Below are 20,547 nucleotides of genomic sequence, written 5' to 3'. Positions count from 1 at the left end.
AAACAGGGTCTTCGGGCTCTGTTTTTGAATGGAGGAAATATGAAAACCGTATTTGACTATCAAAAAGTAGGAAGCCAACCTGCTCTTACTTCCTATGTTCTACTCAGTAATTCACCACGTCGTAAACAGTTATTAGAATTCTTGCAACCACAAATCGCATCCGTTGAAGTGGATGAACGAGGGATTGAAGAGCACTTTATGAAAGAATTTGCTAGCGATGATTTTTTAACTCGAGCTGCAAAAACCTGTTGTGAGATTTCCAAGGCTAAGTCGGATATTGACTTATTGCCTGGTCATCTCTATATTTCTGCAGATACCATCGTCGTGTCAGATGGACAGATTTTTAACAAGCCTCAAGATTTGGAAGAAGCTGAAACCATGCTACGTTCCTATTTTGGTAAGAGCCATCAGGTTGTGACCTCTGTCTGCCTGCGAACAGCTCATTCACTGGATGTATTTTACACACTGGCACAGATTGATTTTGTGGACTACTATCCAGCATTAGAGGAGGTCATTCAGTCCTACATTCACGAAAAACAGCCACTCGACAAGGCAGGAGCCTATGGTATTCAAGAGCTAGATCCGCGCTTTGTGGCAGGCATTTCAGGGGATATTCACACCATCATCGGTCTGCCTGTAGCCGAAGTTTCCCGCAGGATTTTCGCCCATCAGTCTTTTGAAAAATAGCAGAGCTGAAAAGTTTGTTTGTGGTATAATAGAGGTCGAAAAGGAGAGTTTATGTGCGTAGACATCGAAAAATACAAGCAACTAGCCCAGCAGAAGCAAGGAGAACACCGAAAATTTCTAGCCAATCTCAAGAAAAAAAGCACCAAAAAATCTGGATAGAATAGTTCAAGAAATTCATGCAGAAGTCTTTTCTGAAATCGACTGTACGGAATGTGCCAACTGCTGTAAAACGCTCGGGCCGCTTTTTACAGAAGCTGATATAACTCGGATTGCCAAGCATTTGCGCATGAAATTACCAGTCTTTGAAGACATGTACTTGCGTGTGGATGAAGATGGCGATAAGGTTTTCCAATCCATGCCTTGTCCCTTCCTGGGAGGCGACAATCTCTGTAGTATCTATGATGCTCGTCCTAAAGCCTGTCGAGAATTTCCGCATACAGATAGAAAGAAGATTTACCAAATCAACAATTTAACGATAAAGAATACTTTAATCTGCCCAGCAGCCTATCTCTTCGTTGAAAAGTTGCGTGAACGAATGTAAGTTTCTTAACGGTCGGTATCTATCATCTTAAGCAGTCGGTGGTAATGTAGAGTGTTATTTCTGTTTATCAGACGAAAGTTATTCATAAGTGGTAGCAGATATAGCTGATAACTATACCTTTTTGCATAGAAAAAGTATTAGTCAAGATGGAAAAAATAGGGTAGAATACAGAAAAAGACCAAAGGAGTACCTTTATGACTAGAGAATTTTCATTTGAAACCCTTCAACTCCATGCTGGACAGGATGTTGATCCCGCGTCAAAATCACGTGCTGTACCGATCTATCAAACCACTTCCTATGTTTTTGAAAACGCTCAAGAAGCAGAAGATTTATTCGCTTTGCGTAAATCAGGGAATATCTATACTCGAATCACGAATCCCACGGTCTCTACTTTTGAAAATCGCGTAGCGGCTTTAGAAGGAGGGATTGGAGCCTTGGCCACTTCTTCAGGAATGGCAGCCATCACATACACTATTCTAGCATTAGCACATGCTGGAGATCACATTGTGGCGGCAACGACACTCTATGGCGGGACTTTTAACCTATTCAAAGAAACCCTTCCTCGCTATGGTATTACAACAAGCTTTGTCGATATTGATGACTTTGAAGCAGTAGAAGCTGCCATTCAAGATAATACAAAACTTGTATTTATTGAAACCCTGGGAAATCCTGTTATCAATATTCCTGATCTTGAAAAATTGGCAGAAATTGCACACAACCACCACATCCCGCTTGTTTCAGATAATACCTTCGCAACTCCATATTTGATTAATGTATTTTCTCATGGTGTTGATATCGCAGTTCATTCTGCAACAAAGTTTATCGGTGGGCATGGTACGACAATTGGCGGTGTGATTGTCGATAGTGGCAAGTTTGACTGGGCGGCATCTGGTAAGTTCCCGCAATTTGTTGAGGAAGATCCAAGCTATCATAACATTAGTTATACTCGTGATATTGGTGCTGCTGCATTTATTGTAGCAGTTCGTGTACAATTACTTCGTGATACAGGTGCTGCCCTTTCTCCATTCAACGCCTTCTTGCTTTTGCAAGGGTTAGAAACCTTGTCTCTCCGTGTAGAGCGTCATGTATCTAATGCTGAAAAAATTGTTGACTTTTTACTTAGTCATCCTCAGGTAGAGTCGGTCAATTATCCATCACTTCCAGATAGTCCTTATAAGCATTTGGCGGATAAATACCTGCCAAAAGGTGTTGGTTCTATCTTCTCTTTCCAAGTAAAAGGCGGAGCAGAAGAAGCACGTAAGGTTATTGATAGTTTGGAAATTTTTTCTAATTTAGCAAACGTTGCTGATGCTAAGTCACTGGTCGTTCATCCAGCTACAACTACCCATGCTCAATTAGCGCCGGCAGACCAGATTGCAGCAGGCGTGACGCCAAATCAAATCCGCCTATCTGTCGGTCTTGAAAATGTCAATGATTTGATTGAGGACTTACAGCTTGCTCTTGATAAACTATAAGCTGTAAAGCGAACACATTCGAAATATCATTAGAAAAGGAAATTTGGCGTGTGCTAGTTTCCTTTTTATATGTGCTCTAGTTCTTCCAGTCCATTCTCAGTTAGTCGGTAGATTCTTTGACAAACTTCTTTCAAAAAGTGTCTGTCGTGTGATACGCATACCAAGCCACCTGGATAATCGGCAAACAGTTGACGAATATATGGCTGAGAAGTAGGAGAGAAGTTTCGACTAGGTTCGTCTAGTAAGAGAAAATTGGCTTGATCAAGGACCATTTTTAACAAGAGTAACTTGGCTTTTTGTCCACCTGACAGTTGGCTAATCTTGTGATGAACTTCTTGTCGTGTAAATTGTAAGCTGGCTAGGTGCGTTAAGATCAGTTGTTCCTGCTCACGATTGCCATTTGCTAATAAAAAATCAAGTGGAGTTTTAGATTCATCAAGGACTTCTGAATAGTGCTGGGGCATGTAACCCAAGTTTATATCCGCTCGTTGCCTGAGTTCTTGATAGATTAGCTTTAGAAAACTGGATTTACCAATTCCATTTTGTCCAATGATGCCAATTTTCTCTTGTCCATTTAAGTTGAAATGGATATTTTGAGCTAATTGTCGCTCTTCAACGTTTAATTGGAAGTTTTCTAAATGAAGCACTTGTTTTCTAGCTGGTAGTGGGGAAATATCTGAGAAGAAGAGGGAGATGGCATCTGGATGAAAAGGAACTTGTGTGAGATTTTCCTTCATCCTTTCATAGCGTTTTTCACGCGAAAGGACATTCTTCATTTTCTTGGCAATGAGCCGTCCCAATGTAGCATCATGGGTGTTGAGCAGGGTGTGGCGAACCTGTGATTTTTGACGTAGGTGCTTGTTCATAGCCTTGTCAAATTCTTTTTGGTCGTTCCGAGCTTGTTGAACTTGTTTCTGATAGGCTTGTAGGCGCTTCTGTGTGTAATCTTGATAGTCCAATTCTTCAACCTTTGTTTGAGCAAGTGTTTTCTTTTTAACAGATTCTAGGTGAATGATTTTTGTAGCTGTTTTACTAAGAAAATCTTCATCATGTGAAACAAATAGGATGGTTTTAGGGCTAGTGATGATATAATTTTCCAGCCAAAGCAAGGTATCCAAATCTAAGTCATTGGACGGTTCATCTAGGAAGATAATGTCAGAAGGAGTAGCCAGGGATTTGATTAGCTGGATTTTGAGTTTTTCTCCGCCAGATAGGCTTCCAATGACTTGTTGACTGGCAAATCGTTCGCTGGCAAATTGCAGCTGGTCAGCGTAGAGGTAGAGTAGACCATAATCAATGTCCTTTTCTATATCTCCAAAGAAGTAGTCGTTCAAGGTCAGCTCTGCCATTTCCAGTGGAAGACTTTGGGGAATATAGACTGGCGAGTGAAAATATCGGTGAATGCTGCCTGATAGGAGTAGGTAATCTGTGACAAGAGCTGAATCCATCAAGGTGAGTAATAGACTGGATTTGCCATTACCTTCTTCGCCGATAATGGCTATTTTATCGCCAGGGTTGACATTGAGATTCAGGTCCTGAACCAGATTTCTTAGGTCTTTTTGGTGGTCTAGGGATAGGTGCTGAGTGGTTAGTAGCATAAGGCCTCCTTTACAAGAAAAAACACACTACCTATTTAGTAGTGTGTCGAAATCTGCTCAAAAAGACTCTATTCTGTGAATAGAGAAAACAGAAAAATGGACGCAAGAAAACTACTAAATAAGTATAGAACTTAGATGAAGTTTACTCGTTATTGTCCATTTCTCCTTACCTCACAATGCTTTATTTGTTTTAGTATAGCATATCGATAAAAGCTTGTCAATCAGTGTGCTATAACATTTATTGATATTGATAGAGATGTATGTTAAAATGAACTTAATGTTAATGAGAGAGGATCCGAAATGGCAATCACGGGAATTGAGCAAGCAGATATTTTAGAAATAGATAAACAGATTCGGCTTCGTAGATATGATGGGATTCATGATTTTGCTTTTGAATGGCATCAAGATTTAGAATTGGTCTGGCTCATTGATGGTGATCAAGAACGTTATAGTCTTGACTTGCTCGATCGTATGTATGATTATTTGTCTAAAAATGGCGAATGTTACTTTATTGAAATTTTTGAAGACGATCAGTTTATCCCAATTGGTGATGTGACGCTGTTTGCTGATGATTTTGCTATTGCGGTTGGAGATAAGCGATATTGGCATAAGGGAATTGGTTTTAAGGTATTAAACACCATGATAAAGCGAGCCAACGAAATAGGCTTCAAAGAAATTCTTGTCAAAGAAATCTATGATTGGAATATAGGTTCTCGAAAATTATTTGAAAAATGTGGCTTTGAAGCTGTTGAAAAGACAAAGAAAGGTTGGTCCTATAGGTTAACAGTATGAAGAAAGTAATGATTATTGGTTGCCCTGGTGCCGGAAAATCGACCTTTTCACTGAAATTGAAAGAAATTACAGGACTGCCCCTCTATCATTTAGATCAGTTAAACTGGTTATCGGACAAGACAACAGTTGCTAGGGAAGTTTTTCAAGCTCGTCAAGAAGAAGTATTAAGGCAAGAAGAGTGGATTATCGATGATAATTATGGGGGGACTTATGAACTTCGAATGGCGGCTTGTGATACGATACTATTTTTAGATTATCCAGAAGCAGTTTGCGTGGAGGGGCTATACAGTCGTGTTGGCAAACCGAGAGTGGATATGCCATGGGTTGAGATGACTGTTGATGAAGAATTATTAGAGTTTGTAAAGAATTTTCGAACGCAGGTTCGCCCAAATATTTTCAATCTGCTGTCCGTTTATAAGGACAAGGAAATTTTTATATTTTCATCCAGAAAAGAGGCTAACGATTTTTTGGAGCAACTCAAAAAACCTTGACTTGTGTCAAGGCTTTTCGTTTAGCTTACACGTTCAAGACCTTATCAAGGAAGTCTTTGAGACGTGGGTGTTGTGGGTTATCGAAGATTTGTTCAGGTGTACCATCTTCAAGGAACTCACCACCATCCGTAAAGATAACGCGGTTGGCAACCTTGCGGGCGAAGCCCATCTCGTGTGTTACGATCAACATGGTCATACCTTGTTCAGCCAAGTCTTTCATTACGTTAAGAACGTCTCCGACCATTTCTGGGTCAAGGGCAGAAGTTGGCTCGTCAAAGAGCATGATGTCTGGATTCATTGCGAGGGCACGAGCAATCGCAACACGTTGCTTCTGACCACCTGAAAGGCTATCTGGCATAGCGTCGCGTTTGTCAGCCAAACCAACTTTTTCCAACAATTCCATGCCGACTTTCTCAGCTTCAGCCTTGTCCATCAACTTATGTTCGATAGGAGCAAACGTGATGTTGTCCAGTACAGTCATATGTGGGAAAAGGTTGAAGTGCTGGAATACCATACCGACGTTAGCTCGGAAGGCATCGACATCTGTCTTAGGATCTGTCAAATCATATCCGTCAACAGTTACTTGACCACTTGTAATGGTTTCAAGCAAGTTCATGGTACGAAGGAAGGTAGATTTACCAGAACCAGAAGGACCGATGATACAAACCACATCGCCTTCATAGAACTTAGCAGTGATACCTTTTAATACTTCGTTTTTTCCATAATACTTGTGCAAGTCATGGACGTTAATTTTTAATTGAGCCATTATTTGCCTCCTTTTTCAAGATTACGAGCCAAGCGAGTTAAGAGCGTGATAACCACCAAGTAGATAATGGCAAGGATTGCATACATACGGAAGGATTGGTAGTTACGAGCGATGATAATTTTACCTGCTTGGAAGAGCTCCACCAAACCGATAGCAGAGATGATAGTCGTATCTTTCAAAGTGATAACGAATTGGTTGATGAAGTTTGGCAACATGATTTTACCAGCCTGTGGCAAGATAATCTTACGCATGGTTGTTCCGTAAGAAATACCCAAACTGCGTGATGCTTCCATTTGACCAGCAGGAACAGCCTGAATACCACCACGAACAATCTCAGCGATATAGGCACCAGAGTTGAGGGATAGGGCAATAGTACCAGCAACGAAGTCGTTGATTGGTGACTGTTGACCTGTGATAGATTCAATCAAGTTAGGAATTCCCCAGAAGATGAAAGCAGCTACAATCATCAAAGGAATACCACGAACCACATCAACGAAAACAGATGCAGTTACACGGAGGGCTTTGATTGGACTAACCGCGAACATACCGAAGATAATACCGATAACAATAGCAATGGCAAATGAAAGAAGTGCAAGGCCGATTGTGATACCAAGACCTGAAAGCAACTGACCGTAGTTGTTTTTCAAAAGACCAACAATGGTTGTTTCGTCTACGGTTGAAGTAGTTGCACTTGTTTCTTCTGTTGCGTTGAAATATTTATTAAGAATTTCGTCGTATTTGCCAGATTCTACAAGGGCAGCCATACCATTGTTGAACATTTCAATCAACTCAGGGTTTGTGCCTTTTTTAACAGCGAAGCCGTACTCACCAGATTTTTCACCAGGGATTGGAGTTGCAAAGTCACGACCTTGTTGGATAGCGTAAAGCAATACAGCTTCGTCATCCATGAGGGCATCAATAGAACCTGAGTTCAAGCTGTCATACATACCAGATGCTTCGTCAAAAGCCTTTAGAGTATAACCGTACTTGTCTTTGTTGCTTTCCAAGAAAGTGTAAGAAGCAGTACCGTTTTTAGCACCAACAGTTTTACCTTTCAAATCTTCGTACGAAGCAATGTCACTACTGTTCTTGACAGCAAGAAGGATGTTGGATGAATAGTAAGCATCTGAGAAATCAAAGATTTCCTTGCGAGCGTCTGTGATAGACATACCAGCGATAACCGCATCAGCTTGTCCAGCCTGAACAGCGTTCAAGGCTGCATCAAAGCCAGGGTTTTGAATGGTAATAGTGAAACCTTGTTGTTCAGCGATAGCCTTAATCAATTCCATATCAATGCCGACATACTGACCAGTTTCATCCTGGTATTCAAATGGGGCAAATGATGAATCAGCAACGATTGTGTAGCTTGATTTTACCGGTGTTGCCTTTGCGGTCGCGCTACCAGTCAAGCTGAGACGAGAAGAGTAGTCAGTGGTTTCAGCAGAAGCTGTTGTTGAGCCCAACCACTTGTTCATGATTTGTTGGTAAGTACCGTCTTCCTTCATAGCAGCAAGGGCCTTGTTGAAGTCTTCTACAAGGTACTCATACTGGCTGCCCTTTTTAACAGAGAAACCAAATGAACCAATCGCTTCTCCAGCGATATCAATACTAAGGTCTTGGCCTTGTTGGATTGCGTACTGGATAACAGCTTCATCATCCATAACAGCATCGACTGCACCAGTAGAAAGACTGTTATACATCAAATCACCTGTATCAAAGGTTTTGATGGTGTAACCGTACTTATCCTTGTTTTCTTCAAGAAAGGCTTGAGCAGCGGTACCATTTTTTACCCCAACTGTTTTACCTTTGAGATCTTCGTACTTAGCAATCGTGTTTGACTTGGTTGTAGCAATAACGATTTTGGTATCGAAGTAAGGATCAGAGAAGGTAAAGACCTTCTTACGTGGTTCTGTAATGGTTGTACCAGCCATAAGGGCATCGGCAGATCCAGCTTGAACTGCGTTGACAGCAGCATCAAAACCTGGGAATGACTGATTCATAGTCCAGCCAGAGCGTTTCGCTACTTCATTGATGATATCAACGTCTAATCCTTTGTAAACTTGGTCTGAGTCTTTAAACTCGAATGGTGCGTAGGCATTATCGAAGACAATATCAATGGTATCGTCAGCCTTGACACCTGTAAAAATAAAGAATACTGACAAGATACTTGTCAATAAAATGAGTAATTTTTTCTTCATTTTCATACTCCTTCTATTTATAAAATAACTGTCCTAGTATATCACAATCTGAAAAATATTGCAAAAACTACCAATTAGTTATGTAAGAAAATATGACATCCAAGGTTATTAAATTGTGTGAAAATTTAATGTTTTTTGAGAAAATGTCTAGTATCTGATTGAATAAACTTGTGATACAATAGTCTTATGAACGATTTAATCAAGCACAAATTGGAGTTGCTGCCGGACAGTCCAGGTTGCTACCTCCATAAAAACAAGTACGGAAAGATTATCTATGTGGGTAAGGCCAAAAACCTGCGCAATCGGGTCCGGTCTTATTTTCGTGGTGCCCATGATACCAAGACAGAGGCCTTGGTATCTGAAATTGCCGACTTTGAATTTATCGTGACGGATTCCAATATCGAGGCGCTCTTGCTGGAAATCAATCTGATTCAGGAAAACAAGCCTCGCTATAACATCATGCTCAAGGATGACAAGTCTTATCCTTTTATTAAAATTACCAAGGAACGTCACCCACGGCTGATCATTACACGGCAGATAAAAAAGGACGGTGGTCAGTATTTTGGTCCCTATCCAGATGTGGGTGCGGCCAACCAGACCCTCAAACTATTGGAACGCCTCTATCCTTTCCGCAAGTGTAAATTGCCTGAGAACAAGTATTGTCTTTATTATCATTTGGGGCAATGTCTGGCCCATGGGGAAAACCTGCCCAGCCTGTCTGACTATGACAAGATGAGTAAGGAGGTTGCCCAGTTCTTGACGGGGCATGATGATAAGATTGTCAAGGAAGTTCAGGACAAGATGAAAACGGCAGCTGCTAATCTGGAATTTGAAAAGGCTGCGGAATACCGAGATGTCCTGCAATCCATTTCAACCCTGCGGACCAAGCAACGTGTGATGGCCCATGACTTGCAGAATCGGGATGTCTTTGGCTACTATGTGGACAAGGGCTGGATGTGCGTGCAGGTATTCTTTGTTCGTCAGGGGAAACTGATTGAGCGGAATGTCAATCTTTTTCCATATTATAATGATGCGGACGAAGACTTTTTGACCTATATTGGTCAGTTTTACAGGGACCAGCAACATTTGATACCGTCTGAGGTCTTGATACCGCAGGATATTGACCAAGAAGCCGTAGAAGCTCTGGTGGATACCAAGGTCATCAAGCCTCAGCGTGGCGAGAAGAAGCAACTCATCAATCTGGCAACCAAGAATGCCCGTGTCAGTCTGGAGCAGAAGTTTAATCTCTTGGAGAAAAATCTGGAGAAGACGTACGGTGCTGTGGAGAATATCGGTCAGCTTTTGGGCATTCCGACGCCTGTGCGGATTGAGGCTTTTGATAACTCCAACATCATGGGAACCAGCCCTGTGTCGGCTATGGTGGTCTTTGAAAATGGTGTGCCTAATAAAAAGGAATACCGCAAATACAAGATTAAGACGGTGGAGGGACCAGATGACTATGCTTCCATGCGGGAAGTGTTGCAACGGAGGTACAGTCGGGTGCTACGGGACGGTTTGACACCGCCTGATTTGATTATCATTGACGGTGGTCAGGGTCAGGTCAATGTCGCCAAGCAGGTCATTGAGCAGGAGTTGGGTATGTCCATCCCCATTGCAGGTTTGCAGAAGAATGACAAGCACCAGACCCACGAATTGCTCTTTGGCAATCCGCTGGAAGTGGTGGAGTTGCCCCGTAATTCTCAGGAATTTTTCCTCCTGCATCGGATTCAAGATGAAGTGCACCGCTTTGCTATTGAGTTTCACCGTCAGGTTCGGTCAAAAAATTCCTTCTCATCAAAATTGGACGGCATAGAAGGTCTAGGACCAAAACGCAAGCAGGCTTTGATGAAGCATTTCAAGTCTATTGGCAATATCCAGTCAGCCAGTTTGCAAGAAATCGCAGAAGCTGGTGTGCCGTATAAGGTGGCGGAGAAGGTGAAGGAATGTTTGGCTCCAAAAGATGAGAATTGAAAAAGGGGCAAAATTGTGGTAAAATAAACTGATTTAAACTGAAATAAGGAGAAAGCGATGGCTTTTGGTGAAGAAAAACACAAGAAAACAACATTTGAGAAAGTAACATTAGTAATCGTTGTCGTGATGGTTGTCGTGACATTAGCTGGTTTGATTTTGCCGGCAATCAATGCTTTGATGAATTAAGAAGGCGCTGTATAGCGTCTTTTTGACAGAAAGAATAGGTAAATTATGAGTATGTTTTTAGATACAGCCAAGATTACAGTCAAGGCTGGAAAGGGTGGCGATGGTATGGTAGCCTTTCGCCGCGAAAAATATGTTCCAAACGGCGGTCCGTGGGGCGGTGACGGTGGAAGAGGCGGCAATGTGGTCTTTGTTGTGGATGAAGGTTTGCGAACCTTGATGGACTTCCGTTACAACCGTCGCTTTAAGGCTGACGATGGTGAAAAAGGAATGACCAAGGGAATGCATGGACGTGGAGCGGAGGACTTAATTGTTCGAGTTCCACAGGGGACAACTGTCCGCGATGCAGAAACTGGTAAGGTGATTACGGACTTGGTAGAGCATGGCCAAGAATTTATCATTGCCCATGGTGGTCGAGGTGGTCGTGGAAATATCCGCTTTGCGACACCAAAAAATCCTGCTCCAGAGATTTCTGAAAACGGGGAACCAGGTGAAGAGCGCCAATTGGAATTGGAATTAAAAGTGCTAGCTGATGTTGGCCTTGTTGGTTTTCCATCAGTTGGAAAATCAACCCTTCTCAGTGTCATTACAGCTGCAAAGCCCAAAATTGGTGCCTATCACTTTACTACCATTGTGCCAAATTTGGGTATGGTTCGTACTAAATCTGGTGAGTCATTTGCTGTTGCCGACCTTCCAGGTTTGATTGAAGGGGCTAGTCAAGGTGTCGGTCTAGGTACCCAATTCCTTCGCCATATCGAGCGGACACGTGTTATCTTGCATGTCTTGGATATGTCAGCAAGTGAAGGTCGTGATCCTTATGAGGACTATGTAGCCATCAACAATGAATTGGAAACCTACAATCTTCGTCTCATGGAACGCCCGCAGATTATCGTTGCTAACAAGATGGATATGCCTGATGCAGCAGAAAATCTGAAAGAATTTAAGAAAAAATTGGCAGCAAACTATGATGAATTCGACGAACTGCCACAGATTTTCCCAATTTCAGGGATTGCCCATCAAGGTTTGGAAAATCTCTTGGAAGCAACAGCAGAATTGCTAGAGAAAACGCCAGAATTCTTGCTTTATGATGAATCAGATTTCCAAGAGGAAGAAGCTTACTATGGCTTTAACCCAGATGAGCCAGAATTTGACATCAGCCGTGCAGATGATGCTAGCTGGGTTCTATCAGGTGACAAGCTCGAAAAACTCTTCACCATGACCAACTTTGACCGTGACGAATCTGTCATGAAATTCGCCCGCCAGTTGCGTGGTATGGGTGTTGACGAAGCCCTCCGTGCGCGTGGAGCCAAAGACGGCGACACCGTCCGCATCGGCAAGTTCGAATTTGAGTTTGTTGATTAGTGAAAAAGTCCAGTGGACTTTTTCAGCCCGAGCCTGAAAATTCGAAAGCGAGGTAAGCAGTTTGACTGCAAGTTAACTTGCTAGTCAAACTACGCCAAGTCCTAGGGGACCTTGGCTAGCTACCTTACTAACTTCACCCAAATGGTAGTATCGACCATTTGGGTTCCGTGTCGTAACTTTAGAATCACATCTAAGTTCTAAAGGACTTGATGTAGTACGGTAGCCGCTAAGGCGGACAGTAGTATCGGCTGCCTGAACTCCATGTCGCAACTTGTCTGGCGGAGTGAAAAAGTCCAGTGGACTTTTTCAGCTGGTCACCTAGAAATAAGAAAGCGACCATCGCAGCTCGAGCCTGAAAATTCGAAAGCGAGGTAAGCAGTTTGACGGCAAGTTAACTTGCTAGTCAAACTACGCCAAGTCCTAAAGGACTTGATGTAGTACGGTAGCCGCTATGGCGGACTACCTACTAACCTTCCTAATTTCGTACAGGCAGTAGTATCGACTGCCTGTACTCCATGTCGTAACTTGTCCAGTGGAGTGAAACAGTTTGGGGAACTGTTTCAGCTGTCTAATCGAACTAGGACCAGTAAACAATTATCAAAAAAATTGGAGGTTTGTATGGGTGATAAACCGATATCCTTCAAGGATAAGGATGGAAATTTTGTCTCAGCTGCCGATGTTTGGAATGCTGAGAAATTAGAAGAACTCTTCAATACACTCAATCCCAATCGAAAATTGCGTTTGGAGAGGGAGCGTTTGGCTAAAGAGCAAGAAAAGAGTAGTTAGAAAGTTTATCTTTCCGAAAAATGGTCCATTGGACCATTTTTTTGTTAGATTTTGATATACTAGACATAGTATATTCAGGAAAGAATGAGAACGAAAGATGAAATTAGTCTATACAGATATTCGCAATCCTCTGACGCAGTATTTAACGGATAGTGCTGCAGAATTTGCTAAGGAAGGTAAGCGAGTTTTTTACATTGCTCCAAACTCTCTATCCTTTGAGATGGAGCGAAAGGTCTTGGAATACCTACCTGAACAGGCAACTTTTGATATTATCGTGACCCGTTTTGGGCAATTGGCCCGCTATTTGATGATTGAAAGGAAAGAAGCAGGTCAACCGCTGGATGATGTTGGTCTTGCCATGATTTTCTTTCGTGTTTTGTCGCAATTTGAAGACGGCGACTTGAAAGTCTATGGTCGTTTACAGACAGATTTTGTGTTCATTAGCCAGCTAGTTGCTTTATACAAAGAGTTGCAACGGGCAAATATGTCTATTTTGGACTTGGAAGCCATGGAGTCACCAGATAAGCAGGCTGATTTGGTGAAGATTTTTCTGGCTGTAACAGACATTTTGTCCAAAGAAGGCTTTGAGCATCAGTCTAAGTTAGCACAGCTGACGAGCTTGGTGGAAACTGGTCAGTTGGATGAACAGTTGAAGAACATTGTACTGGTGGTAGACGGATTTTCTCGTTTTTCGGCAGAAGAAGAAGCTTTAGTAAGTGCTTTAAATGAACGGGTGTCGGAAATTCTGATTGGCGCCTATGCCAGCAAGAAAGCTGTACAAGCCACCTATATTGAAGGTAATGTTTATCAAGCTAACGTTGACTTTTTGCGCCAGTTATCAGCACAGTTCCAGACCAAGGCTACTTATATTGGTCAAGAGCCAGTCTTGGACAGTATTGGTAAATTTTCAAAGAATATGGAAGCCTATTATGACTACAGCGGGACCATGATAGACTTGACTCCAGCAGACCAAGAAAAAATCCAGCTATGGGAAGTTGTTAACCAAAAAGAAGAGGTGGAGCAGGTTGCGACTGCGATTCGTCAGCATGTGCATCAAGGGGCTCGCTATAAAGACATCTTGTTGCTCTTAGGTGATGTGGATAGCTACAAGTTGCAGATTGGTAAGATTTTTGACAAGTATGATATTCCCTACTATTTTGGTAAGGCAGAGGAGATGAGTCATCATCCCCTGGTTCATTTTGTGGAGTCCTTGGAACGTTTGCGCCGCTATCGTTTCCGAGCGGAAGACTTGCTCAATCTTCTCAAATCTGGTTTGTACGCCAGCATTTCCCAAAAAGAGCTGGACCTTTTTGAGTCTTATGTTCTCTTTGTGGATATGAGGGGGCAGGCTGCTTTTTCGAGGGCTTTTTCGGTCAATGGCAGAGCGGACTACGATGTTGAAACTGTCAAGGAGAAGCGACTTGTCTATGATTTGACTGTCTTGGAACCCCTACGTGCTAAGATTATGGAGCCTTTGAACCAGCTGTTTAAGGCTGGACCACAATCTGGAACTGCCTTGCTTGAGAAATTTATGGCATTTTTGGAGGCAATTGAGCTTCCTAAAAATATGGAAAAAATGTCTCGAAATTTGAGTGAAGTAGAGCAAGAAAAAGAAGAGCAGGTCTGGAAAAGTTTTACCCATATTCTAGAGAATTTTCATCAGATTTTCGGAAAAGAAAAATTGAAAATGGATGATTTTCTGGCTATTTTACAGGCCGGCATGCAGGCTAGTCACTATCGTACCGTTCCTGCAACGGTTGATGTGGTCAATGTCAAATCCTATGATTTGATCGAGCCACACACTGCTAAGTATGTTTATGCTATCGGAATGGGCCAGTCCAATTTTCCAAAAGTTGCCAAGAATACCAGTCTATTGACAGAAGAAGAGATGGAAAAAGTCAATCTTGTTTCGGCTAGTTCTTCACGTTTTGATTTGGTCAGTCGAGAGAATATCAAGAAGAACCATGCAGCCATGATGTCTCTGCTGAATGCTGCGACGGAACAGTTAGTCATTTCAACTCCTCAGATTTATAACGAAGGTGAGGATAGTCTCTCCCCTTATATTAAAACTCTTCAAAAAATGGGGCTGAAATCCGAAGAACGTGGAAGGATGAAATCACTTAGTCCGCAAGATATCGGTCACTACAAGAGTCTCTTATCCCGTTTGATTGAGTCGGAAAGACCAAGCCTTGAAAAAGAGGAGTGGGAAGGGCAGACGGCCTTCTGGACAGTCTTGGTTCGCCATTTGAAGAAGAAATTGGAGTCGCAAGGCATTGAAATTCCGACCATTACTGGTGATATTGCTTCTAAACAGCTTGCAGCTGATACCTTGGCTGCTTTATATCCAGAGGATAAGCCGCTCAATCTTTCTGCATCCAGCTTGACCAATTTCTACAACAACCAATATCTTTACTTTGTCCGTAATGTTCTTCGCTTGCGGGAACAAGAATCCATCCATCCGACTGCCTTTCAGCATGGTTTGTTCTTGCATCGGATTTTCGAACGAGTGGTCATGGACCAATCTGAGCTAGATTTTGATCAAAAAGTGGACAAGGCCATCCTGCATACGCGTGACGAGGCAGAATTTGCTATGTTCTATAACCAAGATGCGGATGCTCGCTATACGGAGGAGGTACTGGATAAGATTGCTCGTTCCAGTGCAACCATTTTGCGGGATAATGATTTGGTTGAAATTGATGGTCAGGAAAAAAGTTTCCGTCAGGATAAAGCACTGGTTTTTGACCTTCAAAATGGCAAGAGTGTGCATGTAAATGGTACAATTGACCGCTTGGATACCTTGCAAATCAATCAGGCTGTCGGTGTTGTGGATTACAAGTCCAGCGACCAATCTTTTTCAGTTGGGGATTTTTACAATGGTCTCAAACCTCAGTTGGTGACCTACTTGGCAGCCTTACAAGAGCTGGATGAAACCAAGGATAAACCAGTTTTTGGAGCTATGTATTTGCATTTGCAGGATCCGATTATCAAGTTAAAGGATACGAAGAATTTAGAACAGCTAGAAGGAGCTGCCAATACGAGCTTGGTTTACAAGGGGCTTTTCTTGAAGGAGGAAAGTCAGGGGCTCAATCATTTTTATCAGACTCGTAACCAACTCTACACGGAAGAAGAGTTTGCGGTTTTATTGAACCACAACCAAGAACTCTACAAACAAGCTGCCAAGGCCATCCTGGATGGTCGCTTTGCTATTAACCCTTATACCAAAGATGGGCGTTCGGTGGCTGGTGAGCAGCTGAAGGCAATCACTGGTTTTGAGGCGGATCGGCACATGGGCATGGCGCGGCGGTTGGTCAAAGAGGCCAAGCGTCAAGATTGGATGGAACGAATGAAAGGAGGTCAGGACTAATGGCTTTTGAACAATTTTTAAGCGCGGAAGAAATCAAGGTTGTGCAGCTGGCGGAAGCCAATTCTGATAAGCAACAAAAACGCACACCTGAGCAGATTGAAGCCATCTATACGCATGGTCAGAATGTTCTGGTCTCTGCATCGGCTGGGTCAGGCAAGACCTTCGTCATGGTTCAACGGATTTTGGATAAGTTGAAGCGTGGCGTGGGAATAGACCAGCTCTTTATCTCGACCTTTACAGTCAAAGCAGCTGGTGAGTTGAAGGAGCGGATCGAGAAAAATCTCAATGAAACCATTGCGGAGACGACGAATATGGACTTGCGCCGGCATTTGTCGGCTCAGTTGGCGGATTTGACCAAGGCGGATATTGGGACCATGGACTCCTTTACGCAGAAATTGGTGACTACCTATGGTTATAGCCTTGGTATTTCTCCACAGTTTCGGATCTTACAGGATGAGACAGAAAAAGCAAGTCTGAAAAAAGAGGTCTTTGACCAGCTCTTTGCAGATTATCTTGAAAAGGATGAAAATGGTGCATTCCGAAAATTAGTTCGCAATTTTTCAGGCAACCGCAAGGATAATAGTGGTTTCCGTCAGGTTGTTTATCAGGTGCATGATTTTAGCCAATCGACCAGCAGTCCAACTAAATGGCTGAAAGAGCAGGCTGTTCAAGCTGATTTGTACAGTCAAGAGCGTATAGAGCTGATCTTAGAGCAAGGCTTTAAGGAAAAAGTGTTAGACAAGCTCTATCAAGCTGCAGATTTCTTCCGCTACCATGTGGAATGGGGCAGAAATGACTTTGGTTCCGCCAAGTATTTTGCAAATGTGGAAGAAGTTTTGGATTTGCTGACAGGTTTAGATAGTCTGGACCAGAAGGACTTGATGGAACGGGTTGAAAGAATCCTTCTCATCAATGACCAGTCCAGAGGCAAGGGTCTGACCAATGCCAATCGACCAAAAGATGAGCATTTGATGGCCTTTAAAGAAGAATACAATACTGGCAAGAACCAGATTATCTCAGAATTACGAGATTTGGGTCAGGAAGTTTATGAATTGACCCTGCTGAAAGATTATCAGGTTCAAGCTTTGCCCTTGCTGATATTATTACGTGACTTTGTCTTGGATTTTTCGCAGGCTTATCTGGATGTCAAAATCAAGGAAGCAGCTTTTGAATTTGGCGATATTGGGCATTTCGCTATTCGTATTTTAGAAGAAAATGCAGACATCCGCCAGTTTTTCCAAGAAAAATACCACGAAGTCATGGTGGACGAGTACCAGGATAACAACCATAGCCAAGAGCGAATGCTGGACCTGCTGTCTAACGGTCACAACCGCTTTATGGTAGGCGACATTAAGCAGTCCATCTATCGATTCCGTCAGGCGGATCCAATGATTTTCCAAGAGAAATTTGAACTGTATCAGGCAAATCCTCAGGCAGGGAAATTGATTTTGCTCAAGGAAAACTTCCGTAGTCAGATTGAGGTCTTGGAGGCAACAAATGCGATTTTCACGCGCCTGATGGACCGTCAAGTAGGAGAAATCAAGTATGACGACACCCACAGTTTAGTTGCTGGTAGTCCTGGTCAAAAAATTGCCCAGCCCAAGCATGAGATGGAATACTTGATTTACGACCAGCAGGAGAGCGCACATTCATCAACGGATGCTGAGGAAGAAACACCTCTGACTGCTGGTGAAATTGAGGTCGTTGCAAAAGAGATTATTCGTCTTCACAATGAAGAAGGAGCAGACTTCAAGGACATCACTCTCTTGGTACAAAAGCGGACGCACAATGACCTCATTATGTCCATTTTTGAAAAACATGGGATTCCAATTGTGGCAGATGGCGGAGCAGCCTCCTATCTGCAATCTTTAGAAGTCATGATTATGCTGGATACCTTGCGGGTTATCAATAACCCACTCAATGACTATGCCCTCGTTGCCTTGCTTAAATCACCTATGTTCCGATTCGATGAGGATGAGCTGACACGGATTTCCTTGCAGGATGGGACAGGTTTTTTTTACCAGAAAATGGAAATAGCCCAGCAAGCAAGTGGGCAACATCCTGAACTGATGTCAGGAGAGTTGAAAAAGAAAATCAAGGATTTCTTGTCTATTTTGGAAAACTGGCGTGCCTATGCCAAACTGCATTCTATTTATGACCTGATTTGGAAGATTTTCAATGAAAAATTCTACTATGACTATGTTGGTGCTCTTCCAAATGGCAGCAAGCGTCAGGCCAATCTCTATGCACTAGGTCTGCGTGCCAACCAGTTTGAAAAAACAGGTTACAAGGGCTTGTCCCGGTTCATCGCCATGATTGACCGTGCCTTAGCAAATGATAAGGATTTGGCAGATGTACAAGAGTTTCTACCGCAAAATGCTGTACAGCTTATGACTATCCACAAGTCAAAAGGTTTGGAGTTCAAGTATGTCTTCCTCATGAACATCGATAAGCGATTTAACTTGGAAGACCATTACCAGTCAGTCATTATCAGCCGAAAAAATGGTCTGGGTATCCAATATTTAGCGGATATGAAAGATAAGGTAACTAGCCCATTGCCTCAGGTGCGAGTCTTAATGAACACCCTGCCTTATCAAAAGAATCTCCAAGAGCTAAAAATCGCAAATCTTTCAGAACAAATGCGGTTGCTTTATGTTGCACTAACGCGTGCAGAGAAGAAGCTGTATCTGGTTGGAAAGGGCAATGCTGACAAGTTAGCTGAAAAATACGATGGTAAGAAGGAAGATGGCGTCCTTGCCCAATCAACTCGTGAAAGTATGGCGACCTTCCAAGACTGGATTCTAGCCATTGATGAGGCCTTCTCAGGAGAAGACTTGCACTTCAAGAAAGTCTTTGTAACGGATGAGGATTTGACAGAGGAGAAGATTGGTAAACTGACATTGAAGAATAAGCTTGAAGACGCCAGCCTTAAAGATATTCGTCAATCAGAAGATATTGCCCAGGCCTTGGACCAATTGTCTTCTGTTCAAGAGTTGAACGAACGCTATAAGGCTGCTATTGAATTACCAAGTTTACGCACTCCAAGTCAGATCAAAAAACTTTATGAACCAATCTTGGAACAAGAAGGCATGGAAGTTATGGAAAAATACCAGCCAACACGGACCTTCAACCTGCCAGATTTCTCCAAGAAACCAAAAATCACTGGAGCCCAAGTCGGTTCTGCTGTTCACGAACTCATGCAACGTTTGGATCTATCTTGGTTGGTGACAGAAGATACGGTAAGAGAAGCCCTAGAAGCTGTTCATGCTGAGCAAGCGGTTAAAGACAAAATCAATGTTCAGATGATTTTAGATTTCTTTGATACAGACTTAGGAAGAGAAATTCTAGCTAATACGGACAAACTTCATCGAGAAGCTCCATTTGCAAGTTTGCAGACTGATCCTGTATCTCAGGAACAATTTGTCCTTCGTGGGATTATTGATGGCTACCTACTATATGCTGATCATATTGTCCTCTTTGATTACAAGACTGACAAGTATGACCAACCAAGCCAAGTCAGCCAACGTTACCAAGCTCAAATGCAACTCTATGCCGAGGCATTGAAAAAAGCCTACAAGATAGATCGTGTAGACTGCCATTTGATTTTGCTTGGTGGGGAAAGGATTGAAGTGGTAGAAGTCAATACAAATTAAAAGCGAGTGGTTAAACTCGCTTTTTCTGTTTGGTTAGATTGAGTCCGAATGGGACTAGATTTTCTTCTTTTTTCAAAATTCGTTGGATATTTTCCTTGTGCCGAACGATGACAAAGAGCCCCAAAAAGACGATGATAATGGTAAAGAGCCAGTCATAGCTAGGTAGGATAAATTTCACTGCTGGAAATAGCAGAGCTCCTAAGATTGCTAAAGCTGATGCTAATACACTTGAGCAAGACACCATTGATGTCAAAAAGAGTGAAGTAGCAAAGATGACAACCAGATAGAGACAGAAAGCAGGTGCGACACCTAACAACATACCAGCAGATGTGGCAACAGCCTTTCCACCTTTGAATTGAGCAAAGATAGGAAATGTATGCCCCAATACGGCTACTAAGCCAAAGACAATTGGAGAAATCCCTTGAGTATGAAAGATGACCGGAAGCAAGGCTGCTACAGTTCCTTTTAGAAAATCAATTACAAATACAATCGTACCAGCCTTTGGACCTAAAATACGGAATGTGTTGGTTGTTCCAGTATTTCCCGAACCATGTTCACGAATGTTGATCTTGAAAAAAGCTTGACCAATCCAAAGCCCTGACGGAATAGAACCCAATAAATATGCAATAAATAATAAAATAAGATTGACTATCATGCTTCCATTATAGCACAATTTCCTT

Annotated in this window: 14 protein-coding genes and 1 pseudogene; 11 read left to right on the top strand and 4 right to left on the bottom strand. The window is 42.5% G+C overall.

Annotation, left to right across the window (positions count from 1 at the left end):
* Positions 1 to 39: 39 nt before the first annotated feature.
* The 3 genes and pseudogenes from C1G57_RS03725 to C1G57_RS03715 all read left to right on the top strand — a co-directional run bounded on the left by C1G57_RS03725 (position 40) and on the right by C1G57_RS03715 (position 2,703).
* On the top strand, positions 40 to 687 hold the full coding sequence (locus C1G57_RS03725) for a Maf family protein (RefSeq protein WP_105113795.1): 648 nt from the start codon (positions 40 to 42) through the stop codon (positions 685 to 687).
* Between the two features lie 51 nt (positions 688 to 738).
* Positions 739 to 1,228, top strand: a pseudogene (locus C1G57_RS03720) (YkgJ family cysteine cluster protein).
* Between the two features lie 194 nt (positions 1,229 to 1,422).
* Complete coding sequence (locus C1G57_RS03715; protein ID WP_105113794.1) at positions 1,423 to 2,703, top strand: O-acetylhomoserine aminocarboxypropyltransferase/cysteine synthase family protein; 1,281 nt, start codon at positions 1,423 to 1,425, stop codon at positions 2,701 to 2,703.
* A 65-nt stretch (positions 2,704 to 2,768) separates the two neighbouring features.
* Here C1G57_RS03715 and C1G57_RS03710 read toward each other — a convergent pair whose 3' ends face one another.
* On the bottom strand, positions 2,769 to 4,301 hold the full coding sequence (locus C1G57_RS03710; RefSeq protein ID WP_105113793.1) for an ATP-binding cassette domain-containing protein: 1,533 nt from the start codon (positions 4,299 to 4,301) through the stop codon (positions 2,769 to 2,771).
* Positions 4,302 to 4,601: 300 nt separating this feature from the next.
* Here C1G57_RS03710 and C1G57_RS03705 point away from each other — a divergent pair, with 300 nt between their 5' ends.
* A complete protein-coding gene (locus C1G57_RS03705) occupies positions 4,602 to 5,093 on the top strand; it encodes a GNAT family N-acetyltransferase (protein ID WP_105113792.1) in 492 nt (163 codons plus the stop codon).
* Positions 5,090 to 5,584, top strand: a complete 495-nt coding sequence (locus tag C1G57_RS03700; RefSeq protein ID WP_105113791.1) for an adenylate kinase — start codon at positions 5,090 to 5,092, stop codon at positions 5,582 to 5,584. The genes C1G57_RS03705 and C1G57_RS03700 overlap by 4 nt, the downstream gene beginning before the upstream one ends.
* Before the next feature lie 25 nt (positions 5,585 to 5,609).
* Here the strand turns inward: C1G57_RS03700 and C1G57_RS03695 are convergent, their stop codons facing one another.
* Positions 5,610 to 6,350, bottom strand: a complete 741-nt coding sequence (locus tag C1G57_RS03695; RefSeq protein WP_105113790.1) for an amino acid ABC transporter ATP-binding protein — start codon at positions 6,348 to 6,350, stop codon at positions 5,610 to 5,612.
* Positions 6,350 to 8,548: an ABC transporter substrate-binding protein/permease gene (locus C1G57_RS03690; RefSeq protein WP_105113789.1), complete on the bottom strand. Its 2,199-nt coding sequence runs from the start codon at positions 8,546 to 8,548 to the stop codon at positions 6,350 to 6,352. The genes C1G57_RS03695 and C1G57_RS03690 overlap by 1 nt, the downstream gene beginning before the upstream one ends.
* Before the next feature lie 186 nt (positions 8,549 to 8,734).
* Between C1G57_RS03690 and uvrC the strand changes: the two genes are divergently transcribed.
* The 6 genes from uvrC to addA all read left to right on the top strand — a co-directional run bounded on the left by uvrC (position 8,735) and on the right by addA (position 19,867).
* Positions 8,735 to 10,519, top strand: a complete 1,785-nt coding sequence (gene uvrC, locus C1G57_RS03685; RefSeq protein WP_105113788.1) for an excinuclease ABC subunit UvrC — start codon at positions 8,735 to 8,737, stop codon at positions 10,517 to 10,519.
* A gap of 57 nt (positions 10,520 to 10,576) precedes the next feature.
* Positions 10,577 to 10,705 (top strand): DUF4044 domain-containing protein, encoded by a 129-nt coding sequence (locus C1G57_RS03680; RefSeq protein WP_002943675.1) that lies wholly within the window; start codon positions 10,577 to 10,579, stop codon positions 10,703 to 10,705.
* Positions 10,706 to 10,750: 45 nt separating this feature from the next.
* Positions 10,751 to 12,064: a GTPase ObgE gene (gene obgE, locus C1G57_RS03675; RefSeq protein ID WP_105113787.1), complete on the top strand. Its 1,314-nt coding sequence runs from the start codon at positions 10,751 to 10,753 to the stop codon at positions 12,062 to 12,064.
* Between the two features lie 618 nt (positions 12,065 to 12,682).
* On the top strand, positions 12,683 to 12,850 hold the full coding sequence (locus tag C1G57_RS11230; RefSeq protein WP_105113786.1) for a hypothetical protein: 168 nt from the start codon (positions 12,683 to 12,685) through the stop codon (positions 12,848 to 12,850).
* Between the two features lie 97 nt (positions 12,851 to 12,947).
* Positions 12,948 to 16,214: an ATP-dependent nuclease subunit B gene (gene rexB / locus C1G57_RS03665; protein ID WP_105113785.1), complete on the top strand. Its 3,267-nt coding sequence runs from the start codon at positions 12,948 to 12,950 to the stop codon at positions 16,212 to 16,214.
* Positions 16,214 to 19,867: a helicase-exonuclease AddAB subunit AddA gene (gene addA / locus C1G57_RS03660; protein ID WP_161941099.1), complete on the top strand. Its 3,654-nt coding sequence runs from the start codon at positions 16,214 to 16,216 to the stop codon at positions 19,865 to 19,867. The genes rexB and addA overlap by 1 nt, the downstream gene beginning before the upstream one ends.
* Positions 19,868 to 19,877: 10 nt before the next feature.
* Here the strand turns inward: addA and plsY are convergent, their stop codons facing one another.
* Positions 19,878 to 20,519 carry a glycerol-3-phosphate 1-O-acyltransferase PlsY gene (gene plsY / locus C1G57_RS03655; RefSeq protein ID WP_330846771.1) on the bottom strand — a complete coding sequence of 214 codons (642 nt, stop codon included), beginning with the start codon at positions 20,517 to 20,519 and terminating at the stop codon, positions 19,878 to 19,880.
* Between the last annotated feature and the right edge of the window lie 28 nt (positions 20,520 to 20,547).

The organism is Streptococcus suis (genome assembly GCF_002960425.1).
GTDB classification, from domain to species: Bacteria; Bacillota; Bacilli; order Lactobacillales; family Streptococcaceae; genus Streptococcus; species Streptococcus suis_S.
The sequence above is the reverse complement of the archived record's forward strand: the minus strand, read 5'-3'. Positions and strand labels throughout refer to the sequence as shown.